The 15,082-nt window shown below is 72.0% G+C and carries 14 protein-coding genes; 5 read left to right on the forward strand and 9 right to left on the reverse strand.

All coding sequences use genetic code 11. The annotated features are described in order from the left end of the window. Nucleotides 1-40 precede the first annotated feature (40 nt). The 3 genes from ACIRU3_RS08060 to ACIRU3_RS08070 all read right to left on the reverse strand — a co-directional run bounded on the left by ACIRU3_RS08060 (nucleotide 41) and on the right by ACIRU3_RS08070 (nucleotide 3,375). Complete coding sequence (locus ACIRU3_RS08060; protein WP_404052970.1) at nucleotides 41-1,528, reverse strand: SPFH domain-containing protein; 1,488 nt, start codon at nucleotides 1,526-1,528, stop codon at nucleotides 41-43. A 133-nt stretch (nucleotides 1,529-1,661) separates the two neighbouring features. Then, a complete protein-coding gene (locus ACIRU3_RS08065; RefSeq protein WP_404052971.1) occupies nucleotides 1,662-1,880 on the reverse strand; it encodes a hypothetical protein in 219 nt (72 codons plus the stop codon). Nucleotides 1,881-1,953: 73 nt separating this feature from the next. Then, on the reverse strand, nucleotides 1,954-3,375 hold the full coding sequence (locus ACIRU3_RS08070; protein ID WP_404052973.1) for an amidase: 1,422 nt from the start codon (nucleotides 3,373-3,375) through the stop codon (nucleotides 1,954-1,956). 235 nt (nucleotides 3,376-3,610) lie between these two features. Between ACIRU3_RS08070 and ACIRU3_RS08075 the strand changes: the two genes are divergently transcribed. Continuing rightward, nucleotides 3,611-4,849 carry a hypothetical protein gene (locus ACIRU3_RS08075; protein ID WP_404052976.1) on the forward strand — a complete coding sequence of 413 codons (1,239 nt, stop codon included), beginning with the start codon at nucleotides 3,611-3,613 and terminating at the stop codon, nucleotides 4,847-4,849. Here the strand turns inward: ACIRU3_RS08075 and ACIRU3_RS08080 are convergent. After that, the gene (locus tag ACIRU3_RS08080) at nucleotides 4,833-6,614 is read right to left on the reverse strand and encodes an asparagine synthase-related protein (protein ID WP_404052979.1); all 1,782 of its coding nucleotides are present in this window, start codon (nucleotides 6,612-6,614) and stop codon (nucleotides 4,833-4,835) included. The two genes, ACIRU3_RS08075 and ACIRU3_RS08080, sit on opposite strands and share 17 nt — an antisense overlap. Before the next feature lies 1 nt (nucleotide 6,615). Beyond that, nucleotides 6,616-7,239, reverse strand: a complete 624-nt coding sequence (locus ACIRU3_RS08085) for a lasso peptide biosynthesis B2 protein (protein ID WP_404052981.1) — start codon at nucleotides 7,237-7,239, stop codon at nucleotides 6,616-6,618. Nucleotides 7,240-7,778: 539 nt separating this feature from the next. On the opposite strand from ACIRU3_RS08085, the gene ACIRU3_RS08090 reads away from it, so the two are divergent. After that, nucleotides 7,779-9,851, forward strand: a complete 2,073-nt coding sequence (locus tag ACIRU3_RS08090) for a molybdopterin cofactor-binding domain-containing protein (protein ID WP_404053214.1) — start codon at nucleotides 7,779-7,781, stop codon at nucleotides 9,849-9,851. Between the two features lie 63 nt (nucleotides 9,852-9,914). Next, complete coding sequence (locus ACIRU3_RS08095) at nucleotides 9,915-10,373, forward strand: (2Fe-2S)-binding protein (RefSeq protein ID WP_404052984.1); 459 nt, start codon at nucleotides 9,915-9,917, stop codon at nucleotides 10,371-10,373. Here ACIRU3_RS08095 and ACIRU3_RS08100 read toward each other — a convergent pair. Together ACIRU3_RS08100 and ACIRU3_RS08105 are read right to left on the reverse strand one after the other, a co-directional pair. Then, nucleotides 10,358-11,362, reverse strand: a complete 1,005-nt coding sequence (locus ACIRU3_RS08100; protein ID WP_404052986.1) for an alpha/beta hydrolase — start codon at nucleotides 11,360-11,362, stop codon at nucleotides 10,358-10,360. The genes ACIRU3_RS08095 and ACIRU3_RS08100 overlap by 16 nt on opposite strands. 18 nt (nucleotides 11,363-11,380) lie before the next feature. Beyond that, a complete protein-coding gene (locus ACIRU3_RS08105; protein WP_404052989.1) occupies nucleotides 11,381-12,124 on the reverse strand; it encodes a hypothetical protein in 744 nt (247 codons plus the stop codon). A 34-nt stretch (nucleotides 12,125-12,158) separates the two neighbouring features. Here ACIRU3_RS08105 and ACIRU3_RS08110 point away from each other — a divergent pair, with 34 nt between their 5' ends. Then, nucleotides 12,159-12,446 carry an ArsR/SmtB family transcription factor gene (locus ACIRU3_RS08110; RefSeq protein WP_404052991.1) on the forward strand — a complete coding sequence of 96 codons (288 nt, stop codon included), beginning with the start codon at nucleotides 12,159-12,161 and terminating at the stop codon, nucleotides 12,444-12,446. 102 nt (nucleotides 12,447-12,548) lie between these two features. Here ACIRU3_RS08110 and ACIRU3_RS08115 read toward each other — a convergent pair whose 3' ends face one another. Continuing rightward, nucleotides 12,549-13,112 (reverse strand): NAD(P)H-dependent oxidoreductase, encoded by a 564-nt coding sequence (locus ACIRU3_RS08115; RefSeq protein ID WP_404052993.1) that lies wholly within the window; start codon nucleotides 13,110-13,112, stop codon nucleotides 12,549-12,551. Nucleotides 13,113-13,213: 101 nt separating this feature from the next. Here ACIRU3_RS08115 and ACIRU3_RS08120 point away from each other — a divergent pair, with 101 nt between their 5' ends. Further along, on the forward strand, nucleotides 13,214-13,894 hold the full coding sequence (locus ACIRU3_RS08120; protein WP_404052996.1) for a TetR/AcrR family transcriptional regulator: 681 nt from the start codon (nucleotides 13,214-13,216) through the stop codon (nucleotides 13,892-13,894). 7 nt (nucleotides 13,895-13,901) lie between these two features. On the opposite strand, the gene ACIRU3_RS08125 is transcribed toward ACIRU3_RS08120, so the two are convergent. After that, the gene (locus tag ACIRU3_RS08125) at nucleotides 13,902-15,056 is read right to left on the reverse strand and encodes an FAD-dependent oxidoreductase (protein WP_404052999.1); all 1,155 of its coding nucleotides are present in this window, start codon (nucleotides 15,054-15,056) and stop codon (nucleotides 13,902-13,904) included. Nucleotides 15,057-15,082: the final 26 nt, after the last annotated feature.

Here is a 15,082-nt window from a genome sequence, read left to right on the forward strand (position 1 = left end):
GGCCGTACGAATCGGATCCGACTGAACCGGACCGGACCGGTCAGCCTTCCTGCTCCACCGGAACCCGCTGCGGCGGAGGTGTCACCGCACCGTTGAGGGACGGTGAAGTGCTGCTCTGCGCCTGCCCGTTCTGGTTCATCGACGAGAGCAGCTGGCGGGCGAGACCGAGGCCGGTGCCGCCCATGGTGAGTGCCTTGGCGAACAACTCGGCCATGCCGTCGGCGCCGTTGAGCAGCACCATGTTGTCCACGTTGCCGAAGGCGGACGCACCCGCCCGGACGATCTCCGGCCAGTTCTCGGCGAGTTGCTGGGCGACGACCGCCTCCTGGTTCTCGGCGAGGGCGGCGGCCCGGGCCTTGATGGCCTCCGCCTCCGCGAGACCCTGGGCCTTGGTCGCCTCGGCCCCGGCCAGACCCCTGGCCTGCGCGGCCGCGGCCTCCGCCTCACCGGTGGCCCGGGTCGCCGCGGCGGTGGCCGTACCCCGGGTCTTGGTGGCCTCCGCCTCGGCGCCCGCCGCCGTCTTGACCCGGGTGGCCTCGGCGGCCGCCGCGAGCTCCGTCTCCTTCGCCTTGGCCTGGGCCGCCGAGATCCGCGCGTCACGCTCGGCCTCGGCCAGCGTGCGCTTCTCGTAGGCCCTGGCGTCGGCCGGCTTGCGGACGTCCGCCTGGAGCTGCTGCTCCCGCCGGTGGGCCTCCAGTTCGGCGACCCGCGTCTCCTGGACCACGACCTCCTGCCGGGCGCCCGCGTCGGCGAGCGGGCCGGCCTGGCGAGCCCTGGCGGCCGCCTTGTCGCGCTCGGCCTGGTAGCCGGCCTGCAGGATCTCGCTGTCCCGGGTGGCCTCCGCCATCCGGGCGAACGACTGCTGCTCCGCTTCGGTGGCGAGACGGTTGGACTCCGCCTGTGCGATGCGCGCGTCCCGCTGGACCGCGGCCGCGTGCGGTGCGGCCAGGTTCTGGATGTACCCCGTCGGGTCCTCGATCTCGTGGATCTGCAGCGAGTCGACGATCAGGCCGAGCTTCTCCATCTCCGTACCGCAGGCCGCCCGGGTCTGCCCGGTCAGCTTCTCCCGGTCGCGGATCATGTCCTCGACCGTCAACCCGCCCACGATGGACCGCAGATGACCGGCGAAGACGTTGTGCACCCGCTCCGACATCATCCGCTGCTGGTCCAGGAAGCGGCGGGCCGCGTTGGCGATCGACACGAAGTCGTCGCCCACCTTGAAGATGACCACGCCCTGCACCTTCAGCGGGATGCCCTGGTGGGTCACGCAGTCCACTTGCAGCTCGGTCTCGTTCAGGTCCAGGGAGAGCTTGCGCACCGCCTGCACGCCGGGCAGCACGAGCGTGCCGCGGCCGGTGACGATGCGGAATCCCATGCCCTCCTCGATGCCCTCCGTGCGGTGCTTGGACCCGGAGATGATGAGCGCCTCGTTGGGTTCGGCGACCCGCCACATCATCTTGAACAGACCGATCAGAATGAGGACGGCAACGACGACCGCCCCCGCAACGACGCCGACAAGCATCGGCATTCGCCCCCTTTGGATGGTGCCCTTTCGGCACCGAACGAAGGGAGTGTGCGCCTGCGGGGAGACGCCGGGGAGACGCTGACGAATCCTTGTTGCAATCTTGACGCTCGCGCCCCTCACCTGGGGCGGAGTCCGCTCAACTGTCGTATGCGGACGTGACGTAGACCGTCCTCGGCGGCAGGTGCTCCACCACCATCACCACCGTGCCCCGCTCGATCCGGGCGGTGCCGTCGGCCGCGTAGGCGAGGAAGTGCTCCGCGCCGCCGCGCACCCGGACGATCACCTCGCCGACCAGCCCGGGTCCGATCGTCCCCGTCACCCGCCCCATGAGCCCGACCATCGAAGCATCCTCCATGGTCACAGCGTACGGGCGATACGCGCCCCTGCCGCCGGGGAATCCGTGTGCGCCTGCGTCCGCCGGCCGCGCCTCACGCCGCCGCGGAGTTCTTGTCCGCCCTCTGCGGCGGCCACAGCTCGTGCCAGCGCAGTTCCGCCTCCAGTTGGGCGGCGAGCGAGACCAGCAGCGGCTCGCTGTTGGCCGGGCCGAGCAGTTGGGCGCCCACCGGCAGGGGGCCCACGAACCCTGCGGGCACGTTCACACCGGGCCAGCCCAGGACGTTCCACGGCCAGGCGTAGGGACAGGCGGCGATCATGGCGCGGTCGGTGGCCAGCCCGCCCAGCCGGTACAGGGCGCCGATCGCGGGCGGGGGAGCGGCCGTCGTCGGGGCGAGGATCACGTCGTACGACCCGAAGAACCCGCCGATCCGCCGGTGCAGGACCGCCTCGGCACGCCGGGCCGCCCTGAGCGGTGCCCCGCCGAGCAGCCGGCCCAGCCTGGCCGCCTCCCGGGTGCGCGGGTCGAGCAGCGCGGGGTCGGGGGCCTCGCGGACGTGGTCGGCGATACCGGCGGTGGCGCGCGGCAGGAAGGTCAGCCCGATCTGGCCGTAGGGCGGGTCGGCCTCCTCGACCGTGTGCCCCAACGCAGCCAGTTTCTCGGCGAGTTCGAGGATCCGGGCCCGGATCTCCGGGCGCAGGCGCGCGGGTACCGCCGTGAACGGCGGCTTCATCGACAGGGCGATCCGCAGCCGGCCGGGGTCGCGGCCGACCGCCTCCGACACCGTGAGGGCCGGCGGCCGGTGCGGATCCCGGTCGTGGTTGCCGCTCGCCGCGTCCAGCAGCAGGGCGGCGTCGGCGACGGTACGGGCCAGGGTGCCGTTGACGGTGATGCCGTGAAAAGCCTCGCCGCGCGGCCAGGTCGAGATGCGCCCGCGCTGCGGCTTGATGCCGATCAGATGGGTCCAGGAGGCCGGGATGCGCACCGAACCGGCACCGTCCGAGCCGAGCGCCGCCGGGACCAGCCCGGCGGCGACGGCGGCCGCCGAGCCTCCGGAGGAGCCGCCCGGGGTGTGGCCGGTGTGCCACGGGTTGCGGGTCTCCCCGAACGCCGAACCTTCCGTGAACGGCCACTGCCCCAGCTCGCAGGTGTTCGTCTTGCCGACGATGACCGCCCCGGCCGCCCGCAGCCGCCGTACCGCCTCCCCGTCCTGCGCCACCGGCGGGAAGTCGCCGGGGCAGCCGAACGCGGTCGGCTCGCCCGCCACGTCCATGTCGTCCTTCACCGCCACCGGCACCCCGAGCAGCGGGCTGCGCACTCCGGCGGCCAACTCCCGGTCGGCGGCCTCCGCTTCGGCGAGCGCGGCCTCGGCGCGTACCACCCGGAAGGCGTTCAGGGTCGGCTGGGTGGCCTCGATCCGGGCCAGGGCCCGCTCCACCAGAGCGCGGGAGGTCACCTCCCCGTCGGCGAGCGCGCGAGCGGACTCCGCGAGGCCTGTGGCACGGTCGGGCGTCATTGCGGGGCACCTCCGGAGGCTGCGGGCACGATGTCTACTGAACGGTAACGTCACATGGGGTGCGTGCGTACGACTTTCGCACAGGCTCTTGGGCCGACCGGAGGCATGCGGTGGTGGGCGTGTGGATCACCGCGGACGATGGTGGTCGGATTCCGATGCGGTGTCAGGAGGTGATCAGGTGAAGCGTTCTCCCGGGCCCGACTCCGGCAGTCACCCACTGGGACGACGGAGCCTGATGAAGACCAAACAGGCAAGGGCGGAAATGGCAGGGGTCCTGCTGGTCCTGCTCCTCACGGCATTGCCGGTGGGCTGGTGGGGCATCGAGGACTTCACCGGGGCCCTGACCTTCACGGGGCGTATCACCGGAGCGGCCCTTATTTTGGTGTCGCTCATGACGTTGGCGGGCGCTCTCGCGGTCGTGGACCACTGGGCCCGGGGGACGATGCCCTATTCCGGATTGTTCGCGCTGATCTGTACCGGCGTGGCGTTTTTGGTGAACGCCATGCTCCTGCTTCAGGCATCGACGGACGGCGAGCGCATCATCTATCCGGTGCTGTTGGGCTTGCTCACGGTGGGTTCGGCATGGGCTGCCGTCATGGTGTGGCGGACAGTGAGCGACATGCCCGCTCCGAAGCTGGCCGCGGCACTGATCGTCTCCTCGGTTATCGCCATTGCCAATTTCAGCTATCAGAACCTCTACCAGCCGTTCCACCGCGGAGCCAGGCCTCTCATCACCATCGGCGTGGGCAAGCCCATGCTGAGCAAGGACCGCAAGAGATTTGCCGTGCCGGTCGACATCAGGCTGGAAAACCACAGCGACGTGGGCTTCTACGTGTTCGGCGCCGAGTTCCACGCCATGGGGGAGAAGGTTCCGCTGACCCCGGAGGACCGGCTCCGCACACAATGGCGTACCGATGCCGCGCAGACACGTCAATTCCGTGAGAGAAGCCCACTCTCCCGTCGGGAGGTCCACCAGCCGGGCCAATTGGTGGTCGCCCATCCGTGGATGGGTCCCGGAGACTGGATCGAGGCGAACGACAGCTTTGTCACCAGGGCAGTTGTGCAATTGCCCATCGATACGCCGTACGACCACCTGGCGTTCTACGCCACTGCGAACTTTGGGCGCAAGGACCGGGTAGGCCTGGATCGTTACGGCCGGGTCGAATACTCCTGGCGCGGCGGAAAGGTGGCCAAGTGGGCGAAGAGCAAGGACATCGATTGCGTCATCTACCATGCCAGGGTGAGCGAAAATAACGCCATCGACAAGCATACGAGGTATCCCCGGTACGTCACTGCCTATTGGCAGTTCGGCCAGCAGGGCGCAGGGGTGACGGTATCCATCGCGCGAAATGGCCAGGAAGACCGTACCCCTACGGATGCGGAAGTGCGCGATGTCAGCAGTCGGTACGGTCTTGTCGATGCCGGAGCGGGCCCGATCGAACGGACGCTCTGGGACATCAAGACCCAGCGCTGACCAGCCCCTCCAGCCACATCACCAGGGCGAGAGAGCTGTTCAGACGGTCCCAGGCGTATGAGTCCCCCATGCCGAGCCGAGCCTCCCTCACGGCCCGGCACAGTGTCTCGATGTCGAACATTTCCTCCACCAGGGGATGCCTCGCGGAGCGGCACAGGCCGATGAGATCGTCGCCGTGTGCGCGCAGGCCGCGGGCGTACAGCTCGTCGAAGGGGATCTTGACCACACGGCCGCGGATCCGGGACGGCAGCAGATCTGCCATGGCCTCGCGCAGAACGGCCTTCGGCCGGCCGGGACGGAAGGCCGCCTCGGCGGGGAGGCGGCGCATCGTGGCGACGACCTCGGGGTCGAGGAAGGGGTGCGAGAGGAAGAACCCGTCCTCGGGTGCACGGTGCCAGGACAACAGGTCCGGAGCGGCTAGGTAGTTGGCCGCGTCGTAGAGCGACTGCTCCGGCGCGCGTCCGAAGACGAAGCGGCTCTCCGCGATGCCGGCCTCCCGGTAGCCGTGAGCCCGCGCGAATCCGGATCGCAGCCACGGGGGACGGCCGAAGGGGCCGAGGCCGCCGAGCACCGTCCTGCGGCGCCCGAGAGCGGTGATCCGCTCGGTTGTCAGGGGAAGAGCCGGCTGTATGACGTAGGCGTGGACGATGTCACGCACGCCCCGCTCGCTGCCTTGCGCCCAGGCGCGTGCCTCCTGCGTCAGCTGCCGGAGCCGTCCCGTGCGGGCCAGCCGGTGCAGGTGAAACGGGTTGGCGTCCGCAATGGGATCGGCCCCGCACCCTGTCATGAGGGTGTCACAGCCCAGTTCCGCCGCAGCGGCGTGAAGCCTGCTCCAGAACGGGGCGCGGAAGGCGTGCGCATGCGGCTCGTCGGCGTCTCCGGCATGGTGCGAGAAGTCGTCGAAGTCGGCCACGTCGCCGGCATCGACGATCACCGGGCGGGCCGCGGGCGTGTGACGGCGGATCTCGTCCAGCGCCTCGTCGAGGTACGGCCGCTCCCCGGCCAGCTCTCCGTTGCCGAAACGCCCCGCGAGCAGGACGAGGTCGCGGGTGCGGCCGTCTCCCGTGGCCAGATGCCGTGCTGCAAGCAACGCGACGCTGGTGGAGTCGACGCCGCCGGAGACGTGGCATGCCGTCATGTTGCCCATACGGCGTCCGACGGCGTTCTCCAGCGCGAGGCGCAGGTCCTTCGCCGGCCCGCCGAGGCGGGTTCCGTCGGCCGTCGGCGCCACGGGGCCGCGAGCCTGGGAGACGCCCCCCGCCGCCCGGCCGCGCAGCTGCCCGCCGACCGAGAGCTCCACCACCTCGCCGCCGAGGATGCGGTGCACCCCGGTGAACGGGGTGAGGTCCGAGTGCGGTTGCGCCATGTTCCCGGTCAGGTACCGGCAGAAGTAGCGACGTTCCAGCTCCGCGCCCTCGCCGAGACGGCGTGCCGAGGTACTCACCGCGCTCACCCGGCCACCGGACTCCCTGAAGAACAGAGGGATACGTGCATGCTCGTCCCGTATCAGCAGAATGCGGTCGCAGTACACGAGGACAGCCGCATAATCGCCGTTCAGCAGACGCGGTGCGGCTCCCGGCCGGCCGAAGGTGTCCAGGAGGCGGTGCGCGCCCGCCACGCGGTCACGGACCGAACCGGCCCAGCCGACGACCGCCGCGACACCGGCATCGGAGGAGACCGTCGTCACGAGTCCCCTGCTCACCATGTCTTCGGCCGTCCGGAGTTTCGGCGCGGTCCCGGCCCACTCGAGGCGGACCGCTTCCACGTCAACTCCCTCGACGGTCGATGGAGAGAACCGGTGCGAACGCGTGCCCTCGCGGGTCCGCGTCAGGAATGCACAGCCCCGCAGCCGACGTCCAGGCGTGCAGGGCGAACGGGTGCTCGCGTACGCCGACGTGCAGTGCGGCCTGCAGGCCGGTCCGCCGCAGCAGGACGAAAGCTGTCACGGCCTCGGCCTTGCAGTCGTCGTTGACGAACCAGCTGGTGCGGCCTTGTGACTGCACTGCCCGTTTCAGCCGCGCGACATCCTCGGTCCTGGGAGGTTCCGCACGGGCGTACTCCGGGGCCGCCAAGGAGAGGAGCCGAAGGACGCGTCCGAATCCCACGGTCCGGATCAGCAGGTGCACTCCGCGGAGCCAGAACCCGACCTCGGCGTCCGCATACTCCCTCCGGCGGGGCGCCGCGCACCCGGCACGGACGAGAGCGGTGACGAGTTCCGCGCGTTCCTCGGCGCTTCCGCCAGCGAACTTCCGGAGGTCCGCCGTTGTCATGCCGAGAAAACGGGTCCGCCTCCAGTCCGCGATCAGCGCTCCGTCGGACAGGCTGATGACGCGGCAGTACGGCGACAGGATCCGCCGCACGGCCACCAGGGCCTCGGTGTCCTCTGCCACCGCACATCCTCCAGGGTCGGCCTGCCGCAGGGACGTTGTGACGAGTCCCGTACGACCGGGGGACGGTGTCAGGACTGGTACCCGTGTCCGTCGTACATGCCGCCGCTGAAGCCGCGAATCAGGCGGCCGTTGCCGAGAAGGAGAAGCCCCCGCGGCGTACGACGACGCCGCAGTAGTCGGAGAAACATCGCCTACCTCCAGGATCAGGCAGGAACCGTCGGATCCAGGCTACTCTGCCCCGAACCGCCCGCAACCGGAGATCCGGTACCCGCCCGGGGCGCCATGGGGCTCGCTGTTGAAGATGCGTCACATGACGTCCGATCGGAGTCACTTGCGCTCCATGGACCCCTGCGGGTCCCTGCCGGTCGGCCCGGAAGGCAACCGGCGCGGGGCTGCGCCCCTCCTACCTGTCGACCGATCCGTACCGGGACACGTGCCGCCCCACATGCCGTGTCCTGCCCGCCCCACGCGCCGACAGGAGCCCTCACGTGCACCGCTCCGAGCCCCCGCCCTCCGCGGGCCCGTCCCGTCGCGGATTCATGGTGTACACGGTGGCCGCGGCCACGCTGACCGTCGCCGCCCCGCTCGCCTGCGCCCCCGCGCGCGCGGACGGCGCCGAGCCCGCCCGTACCGGCTCCGACGTGCTGGTGACCGGCACCGACGAGGAGATGCTGGTCCTGGAGGTCACGGCGGCCAACCGCATCGTCGTACGGCTGCCCCGGGCCGAGGTCGGCCAGGGCATCACGACCGCGGTCGCCATGATGATCGCCGAGGAGCTGGACGCCCGCCTCGCCGACGTGAGCATTCCGCTCGCCGACGCCCGCGCCAAGGGCAACCAGTACACCGGGGGCTCCAGTTCGGTGAGTTCGCTGTACGGCCCGGCCCGGCAGCTCGCCGCCACCGCCCGGGCCAAGCTGGTGACCGCCGCCGCCCGGCGCTGGCACCTGCCCGCGTGGACCCTGCGCACCCGCGACACCATGGTGGTCGCCCCGGACGGGCGCACGGCCACCTTCGGCTCGCTGACCGCGAGCGCGGCCCGGATCCACCGCACCGCCGTCCCGAGCAGGCCGAAGCCCGCGTCCCGGCACCGGGTGATCGGCCGGCCGACGACCCGGATCGACGCGCGGGACATCGTCACCGGGCGGGCGAAGTATGCCGGGGACCTGGCGGTGGCCGGGGCGAAGCCCACCGTGGTGGCCCGGCCCCCGACGATCCGGGGCAAGCTTGTCTCGGTCGACGACCGGGCCGCCCGCGCCCTGCTGGGCGTGCACGCGGTCGTCCGGCTCCCCGGCGGGGTCGCCGTGGTCGCGGACACCTTCCACCAGGCCTTCCAAGCCCGGGACGCCCTCCGTCCCACCTGGGCGCCCGGCCCGCTCCACGCCCTGTCGGACGCGCAGATACGCTCCCGGCTCAAGGCCGCCGTGCCCCGGCTCGGCACTCTGCCGCACGGATCGACCCCGGTGGCGGGCGAGTTCGCGTTCGCCTTCGTCAGCCACGCCCCGATGGAGGTGCTCACCGCGGTGGCGGACGTCCGCGTCGACCGTGCGGAGCTGTGGTTCTCCTCGCAGACCCCCATGGACGCGCGGGACGCGGTCGCCCAAGCGGTCGGTCTGCGCCCGTCGGCGGTCCGGGTGCACGTCGTGCGGGCCGGCGGCTCGTTCGGCCGCCGTCTGAACTACGACGCGGCGATCGAGGCGGCACTGGTGTCCAAGGCGGCCCGACGCCCGGTGAAGCTGATGTGGAGCCGCGGGGACGACATCCGGCACGGCCGTATGCGCCCCGCGAGCCACCACAGGATCCGGGCCGGCGTGGCCGGCGGCCGGGTGGTGGCCTTCGAGCACGCGACGGCCTCGGTCTCGGAGTCGTACGACGACGCGGGACTGTCCGCGCAAGGCGGCGTCACCGCCCGGTCCGGCCCGCTGCCCAGCGACACCGGCCTCTACAACTTCGGCCGTGTGTCCGGCGATTCGGGCGGCATCGAACTGGCCATGCCGCTCGGCGCCTGGCGGTCGGTGGACTCCGGGACCGTGCGGACCGCCGAGGAGATCGTCGTGGACGAGATCGCCCGCAGCCTCGGCGAGGACCCGGTGGCCTTCCGCCGGAAGAACCTGCGGAGCAAGGCGGTCAAGGCCGTCCTCGCCAAGGCGGCGGCCGCCGGCCACTGGGGCCGCTCCATGCCCGCGGGATGCGCCCAGGGTGTCGCCGTGCACGAGGAGTACGGCTCCTGCGTGGCCTGTCTCGCCGAGATCGACGCGACCGACCCGAAGAATCCCCGGGTGACCAAGGTGGTGATGGCGGCCGACGTCGGCACCGCGGTCAACCCGCGTGGCCTGGAAGCCCAGTTGATGGGCACCGCGACCGACGGCATCTCCGTCGTCCTGCAGGCGGGCCTGCACATCGACCGGGGCGCCGTCCGCGAGAGCAGCTACGCCGACTTCCGCTACGCCCGCCAGCGCCACGCCCCGCTCGTCTTCGAGGCCCACATCCTGCCCTCGACCAGGGAACCCGGCGGCGCCGGCGAACTCGGTGTCCCCGCGGCATCCGGCGCGGTCGCCAACGCCTACGCCCGGGCGACCGGCACCGCACCCCGCAGCTTCCCGCTCACCTTCTGAACGACGGCCCGCGCTCCGGCTCTCAGGCTCTCCGACTCTCCGACCGACGACCCGAAGGCACCCATGCGTTCGTACTCCTTCACCCTCAACGGCAAACCGGTGACCGTGCAGGCGCCGGCCGACATGCCCCTCCTGTGGGTCCTGCGCGACCTCCTCGGCGTCACCGGCCCCAAGTACGGCTGCGGAGTGGGCGTCTGCCGCGCCTGCACCAGCCACCTGGACGGCGCCGAGATCCAGCCCTGTGTGGTCCCGCTCGCCGACTGCGCGGACCGCACGGTCACCACCATCGAGGGCCTCGCCGACGGCGACACCCTCCACCCGGTCCAACAGGCCTGGCTGGACCGCGACGTGGCCCAGTGCGGCTTCTGCCAGCCGGGCCAGATCATGGCCGCCGCGGCCCTCCTGAAACGCACCCCTCACCCCACGGACTCCGACATCGACTCCATCGAGAACATCTGCCGGTGCGGGACGTACGCCCGAATTCGGGAGGCGATCAAGGAGGCGGCTCAGAGCGGCAGTTGATCGCTGTTGGCCAGAAGCCTCCGCACCCAGTCCAATTGGGCCGCCCGAGCCGCCCGGGACAGGCTCGCCTGCGGGGCGAAGCTGTCGAAGCCGTGGAAGCCGCCCGGCCAGACGTGGAGTTCGGCGACGCCTCCGGACTGCCAGATGCGCGACGCGTAGTCGACGACCTCGTCGCGGAAGGTCTCGGCGGAGCCGACGTCCAGGAAGGCCGGGGGCAGGCCGGACAGGTCGCTCGCGCGGGCGGGGGCGGCGTAGGGGGAGACGTCGGGGCCGCCCCGGCGCTCGCCCAGCAGCGCCGTCCAGCCGGTCTCGTTGGCGGTGCGGTCCCAGAGGCCGATGCCCGCCATCTGGTGGCTGGAGACGGTGTCGTTGCGGTCGTCGAGCATCGGGCACGTCAGGATCTGGCCGATGACCCGCGGGCCCTGGCGGTCCCGCAGGAGGAGGGCGAGTGCCGCGGCCAGACCGCCGCCGGCGCTCGCGCCCGCGATGACGATCCGGTCCGGGTCGCCGCCGATCTCCCTGGCGTGCGCCGCCGTCCACAGCAGGCCGGTGTGCACGTCGTCGATCGGCGCCGGGTGCGGGTGTTCCGGCGCGAGCCGGTACTCCACCGACACGACGACCGCGCCCAGCTCGCGAGCCCAGGTCAACGGCACGTCCACGCCGGCCAGGTTGTTGCCGAGGACCATGCCGCCGCCGTGCACGTGGTAGATCACCGGCAGGGAGGCGGCGGGTTCTGCGGACGGGGGCCGGCAGATGAGGAGGGAGATGTCCGGGGCTCCCTCCGGGCCCGGCACCGTACGGTTCTCCGCCTCGAAGGCGCCGCCCATGGTGAGGTCGAACTGTCCGAGCAGGTCGATGCCGACGTCCTGGCGGGCGGCGGGGATCTCGTCCATGGTGAGGCCGGGCGAGATCACCTCCTCGACCGGCTTCAGCGCGGCGGCGAGCTCCGCATCGAACGGGGGCGGGGGCGGGGGCGGGACCGGGGGCATGGCTTCTCCTGACCTGACTCATACGGCTCTGACCGTCCGTCCCGGGCTGCGTGCGACTCGGGCGACCGGCTGCGGCTTCCACGGCCAGGATCCGCGCCGCCCGCGCAGCCCGGGGACAGGCGGACGGCGGAACCTGTCCGCCGGAGGACGGGTGCCCGGAGCCGTGCGGGCCGCACGCCCGGGTGCCGCAGCAGCCCCAGCACGGTGAGCACGGCGACCAGGGCGCACACCCCGGCAGCCGAGCCGCCCGTAGGCACGTGTGCCCAGCCACGACCCCAGGCTGCCACCCAGGTAGGCGCACGTCATGTACGCGGTGTTGAGGCGGCTGCGGACCTCCGCGCCGAGGGCGTAGATACGGACCTGGTCGGCGACCATGCGGGACTGCATGCCGACGTCCGGCAGCAGGAGCGTGCCCGCGACGAGGGCGACCAGTCCGGGTGTTCCGCCGAGGGAGCCCAGGCTCAGCACCCCCGCCGAGACGGCGACCGTCAGGAAGCACACCAGATTCACCGTGTCCGGGCCCCGCCGGTCCACCTGGCGTTCCGCGACCGGCGTGACGAACATCGTCGCCGCGTTGACCAGCGCCAGCAGCCCGACCGCGTCCGCGCCCGGGCCGTACACCGGGCCCGTGAGCAGCAGCGCCACGCCCGTCCACGCGGCGGAGAAGCCGGCGAACACCGTCGCCTGGTAGAGGCAGGAGCGGCGCAGGGCCGCTTCCGTGCGCAGCAGGCGCAGCGACTCGGCGTCCTTGTTCGCGCACAAGCCGGCACCCCCGATCAGCGCCGAGGAGCCCCCGATGCTGGACTATCCCGGCCGGGGCGCCGCCACCGTGTGGGAGCCGGAGCCCGGACCCGACGCCTCGGCGCTCGACTCGCTCCTCGGCGCACCCAGGACGACGGTCCCGCGGCTGCTCGCCGAACCGCTCCCCACCGTCGAACTCGCCCGGCGCCTCGGCGTGACGCCGAGCGCCGTCTCCCGGCATCTGCGGGTCCTGCACGCCACGGGCCTGGTCACCCGCGCCCGGGACGGACGGCACGTCCTCTACCGGCGCAGCCCGCTGGGCGAACAGCTGGCCGCCGCCTGACTTCGAGCGTGCTCCAAGATCTGGCGTCGGTACTCTCGGTGATCGTCCGCCACCACGCGAAAGAGGGCCGGAGCGGACTCCGGCCCCCCGTCGGCGCCTGGGTCAGGCGGCCACGACCTCGTCCACGTTGCCGTGCAGACGGGCGACGACCTCGGTCAGCTGCGCGGCGACCTCGGCGTCGTCGACCGGGTGGGTGTCGGCGAAGCGGGTCACGGAGCCGGGGATGGACAGCTTGATGTCCTCGATCACGTTGCCGCCGGCGATACCCACGGCCTTGCGGGCGTCGTCCTGCGCCCACACGCCGCCGTACTGGCCGAAGGCGGTGCCGATGACGGCGACGGGCTTGCCGGCGAAGGCGCCGGCGCCGTACGGGCGGGACAGCCAGTCGATGGCGTTCTTCAGGACGGCCGGGATGGTGCCGTTGTACTCCGGGGAGAAGAGCAGGAAGGCGTCGGCGGCCTGGGCGGCGGCACGGAGCCTGGCGGCGGCGGCCGGGACGTTGCCCTCGACGTCGATGTCCTCGTTGTAGAAGGGGATGTCGGCAAGGCCCTCGAAGACCTCCACCTCGGCGCCCTCGGGTGCGAGCTTGACGGCCGCCTCGGCGAGCTGACGGTTGTGCGAACCGGCGCGAAGGCTGCCGACGAGCGCGAGGATACGAACAGACATGGGGGTACTCCAAGGGGGCTGAAACATCGCTGTCACGATCCGGACCGAGGTCCGTTTAAATTTCTACCAGGCTAACCGGACCGCGGTCCAGTTTCTTCCCGATGCTTTACGCTGTCGTCATGTCCAGCGCCCTGCCGCCCTTCCCGAAGCCCCAGGAGCCGCTCGAAACCCCTCAGTTGCTGGAGGTCGAGTCGGCCCCGGACGAGCCGTGCCTGCGTGCCGACGCGGCCCGCAACCGGGCAAGGCTGCTGGAAGCCGCCACCCGCCTGATCGCGGAGCACGGCGTGGCCGGAGTGACGATGGAGGCGGTGGCCGCCGCGGCCCAGGTGGGCAAGGGGACGGTGTTCCGCCGCTTCGGCGACCGCACCGGGCTGCTGATGGCGCTGCTCGACCACTCGGCGCGGCAACTGCAGGCCGACTTCCTCGGCGGACCGCCGCCGCTGGGTCCCGGGGCGCCGCCCCTGGAGCGGCTGCAGGCGTTCGGTGTGGCGGTCCTGTACCGCTCGGCCGAGCAGCTGGATCTGCAGCTGGCCGCCCAGCCGGAGCCCACCCGCCGCTTCTCCCATCCCTCGTTGCAGGCCCTTCGCACGCACGTCGCGATGCTGCTGCGGCAGATCGTGCCGGTCGCCGACTGCGAGCTGCTCTCCCAGACGCTGATGGGGTATCTCGACCCCGCCCTGATCAACCATCTGACCCGGCAGTGCGGGATGCCCATGGAGCGCCTGGAGGCCGGCTGGCACGACCTCGTGGCACGGGTGGCGTGCCCGGAGCGGTCCGGCTGAGCCCTGTTCAGCCGTGGTCGGCGGCGAACATGTCGAGCAGTCCCTGCGGTGTGTCGGCGCGGAAGAGCAGGGAGGCGTTCTGTGCGGAGTCCGCCGCCGACGCCTCGCTGCGCGGGAACAGTCTCTCCTCGTAGACGGCCAGCGCGGCCTCGGTGTCGCCGGGGTGTGCGGCGAGCGCGAGGCCCAGTTCGGCGCCGTCTAGCAGCGCGAGGTTGGCGCCCTCGCCGGCGAACGGCGACATCAGGTGCGCCGCGTCGCCGAGCAGGGTGACCCCGGGGACCCGGCCCCAGCGGTGACCGGTGGGCAGGGCGTGGATCCGCCGCGGAACCAGCGCGCCGTCCGCGTCCGTGACCAGCGCCTTCAGGCTTTCGTCCCAGCCGTCGAACTCCTTCAGTACGGCCGCCTTGGCCGCCTCGGTGTCCGCGAAGTCGATGCCGTCCAGCCAGTCCTCCGGGGCCTCGACGGCCACGTAGATGTGCAGGCTGCCGTCGGCCTCGCGGTGTCCTAGGAAGCCCCGGCCGGTGCCGAGCGCGAACAGCATTCCGCCGCCGACCACCGCGGCGCCGTCGGGGTGGCGCACATCGGCCTCCAGCAGGTCCGCCTCGACGAACGACACACCGGTGTAGGCGGGCCGGGCGGGGGACAGCAGCGGCCGTATGCGGGACCAGGCGCCGTCCGCGCCGACCAGCAGGCCGGTGGTGAAGGCGTGGCCGTCCGCCAGCGTCACCTCGTGCCGGCCGTCGCCGAGGGGGCGTGCGCCGGTCACCTTCACGCCCCAGCGGACGGTGCCCTCCGGCAGCGAATCCAGCAGCAGGTCGCGCAGTTCGCCGCGGTCGATCTCGGGGCGCCCGCCGGCACCGTCGTCGGGCAGGTCGAGGCGGACGGTCCCGTCCTGGTCCAGGACCCGGGTCGCCTGACCGCCGGCATGGACCCGGGCCAGGAACTCCTCGTGCAGCCGGGCCGCGCGCAGCGCCTCCTGGCCCGAGTCGTCGTGGATGTCGAGCATGCCGCCCTGGGTGCGTGCGGCCGGCGAGGCGTCCAGGTCGAAGACGGCCGCCTCGATGCCGTGCACGTGCAGCACCCGGGCGAGCGTGAGCCCGCCCAGGCCACCGCCGACGACGGCGATGGGGTGGTGGGGGAGCGAGCGGGCAGAGGTGGTCATGGTGGCCTCCTGGAGGAGAGGGAGAA

It is taken from the genome of Streptomyces sp. NPDC101151 (genome assembly GCF_044768335.1).
Classification (GTDB): Bacteria; Actinomycetota; Actinomycetes; order Streptomycetales; family Streptomycetaceae; genus Streptomyces.

Excerpts from the sequence above, each read along its gene's own strand:
- ACIRU3_RS08060 (WP_404052970.1), bottom strand. The coding sequence starts at position 1,528 with ATGCCGATGCTTGTCGGCGTCGTTGCGGGGGCGGTCGTCGTTGCCGTC.
- ACIRU3_RS08065 (WP_404052971.1), bottom strand. The coding sequence starts at position 1,880 with ATGGAGGATGCTTCGATGGTCGGGCTCATGGGGCGGGTGACGGGGACG.
- ACIRU3_RS08070 (WP_404052973.1), bottom strand. The coding sequence starts at position 3,375 with ATGACGCCCGACCGTGCCACAGGCCTCGCGGAGTCCGCTCGCGCGCTC.
- ACIRU3_RS08075 (WP_404052976.1), top strand. The coding sequence starts at position 3,611 with ATGAAGACCAAACAGGCAAGGGCGGAAATGGCAGGGGTCCTGCTGGTC.
- ACIRU3_RS08090 (WP_404053214.1), top strand. The coding sequence starts at position 7,779 with ATGGTGTACACGGTGGCCGCGGCCACGCTGACCGTCGCCGCCCCGCTC.
- ACIRU3_RS08095 (WP_404052984.1), top strand. The coding sequence starts at position 9,915 with ATGCGTTCGTACTCCTTCACCCTCAACGGCAAACCGGTGACCGTGCAG.
- ACIRU3_RS08100 (WP_404052986.1), bottom strand. The coding sequence starts at position 11,362 with ATGCCCCCGGTCCCGCCCCCGCCCCCGCCCCCGTTCGATGCGGAGCTC.
- ACIRU3_RS08110 (WP_404052991.1), top strand. The coding sequence starts at position 12,159 with ATGCTGGACTATCCCGGCCGGGGCGCCGCCACCGTGTGGGAGCCGGAG.
- ACIRU3_RS08115 (WP_404052993.1), bottom strand. The coding sequence starts at position 13,112 with ATGTCTGTTCGTATCCTCGCGCTCGTCGGCAGCCTTCGCGCCGGTTCG.
- ACIRU3_RS08120 (WP_404052996.1), top strand. The coding sequence starts at position 13,214 with ATGCTTTACGCTGTCGTCATGTCCAGCGCCCTGCCGCCCTTCCCGAAG.
- ACIRU3_RS08125 (WP_404052999.1), bottom strand. The coding sequence starts at position 15,056 with ATGACCACCTCTGCCCGCTCGCTCCCCCACCACCCCATCGCCGTCGTC.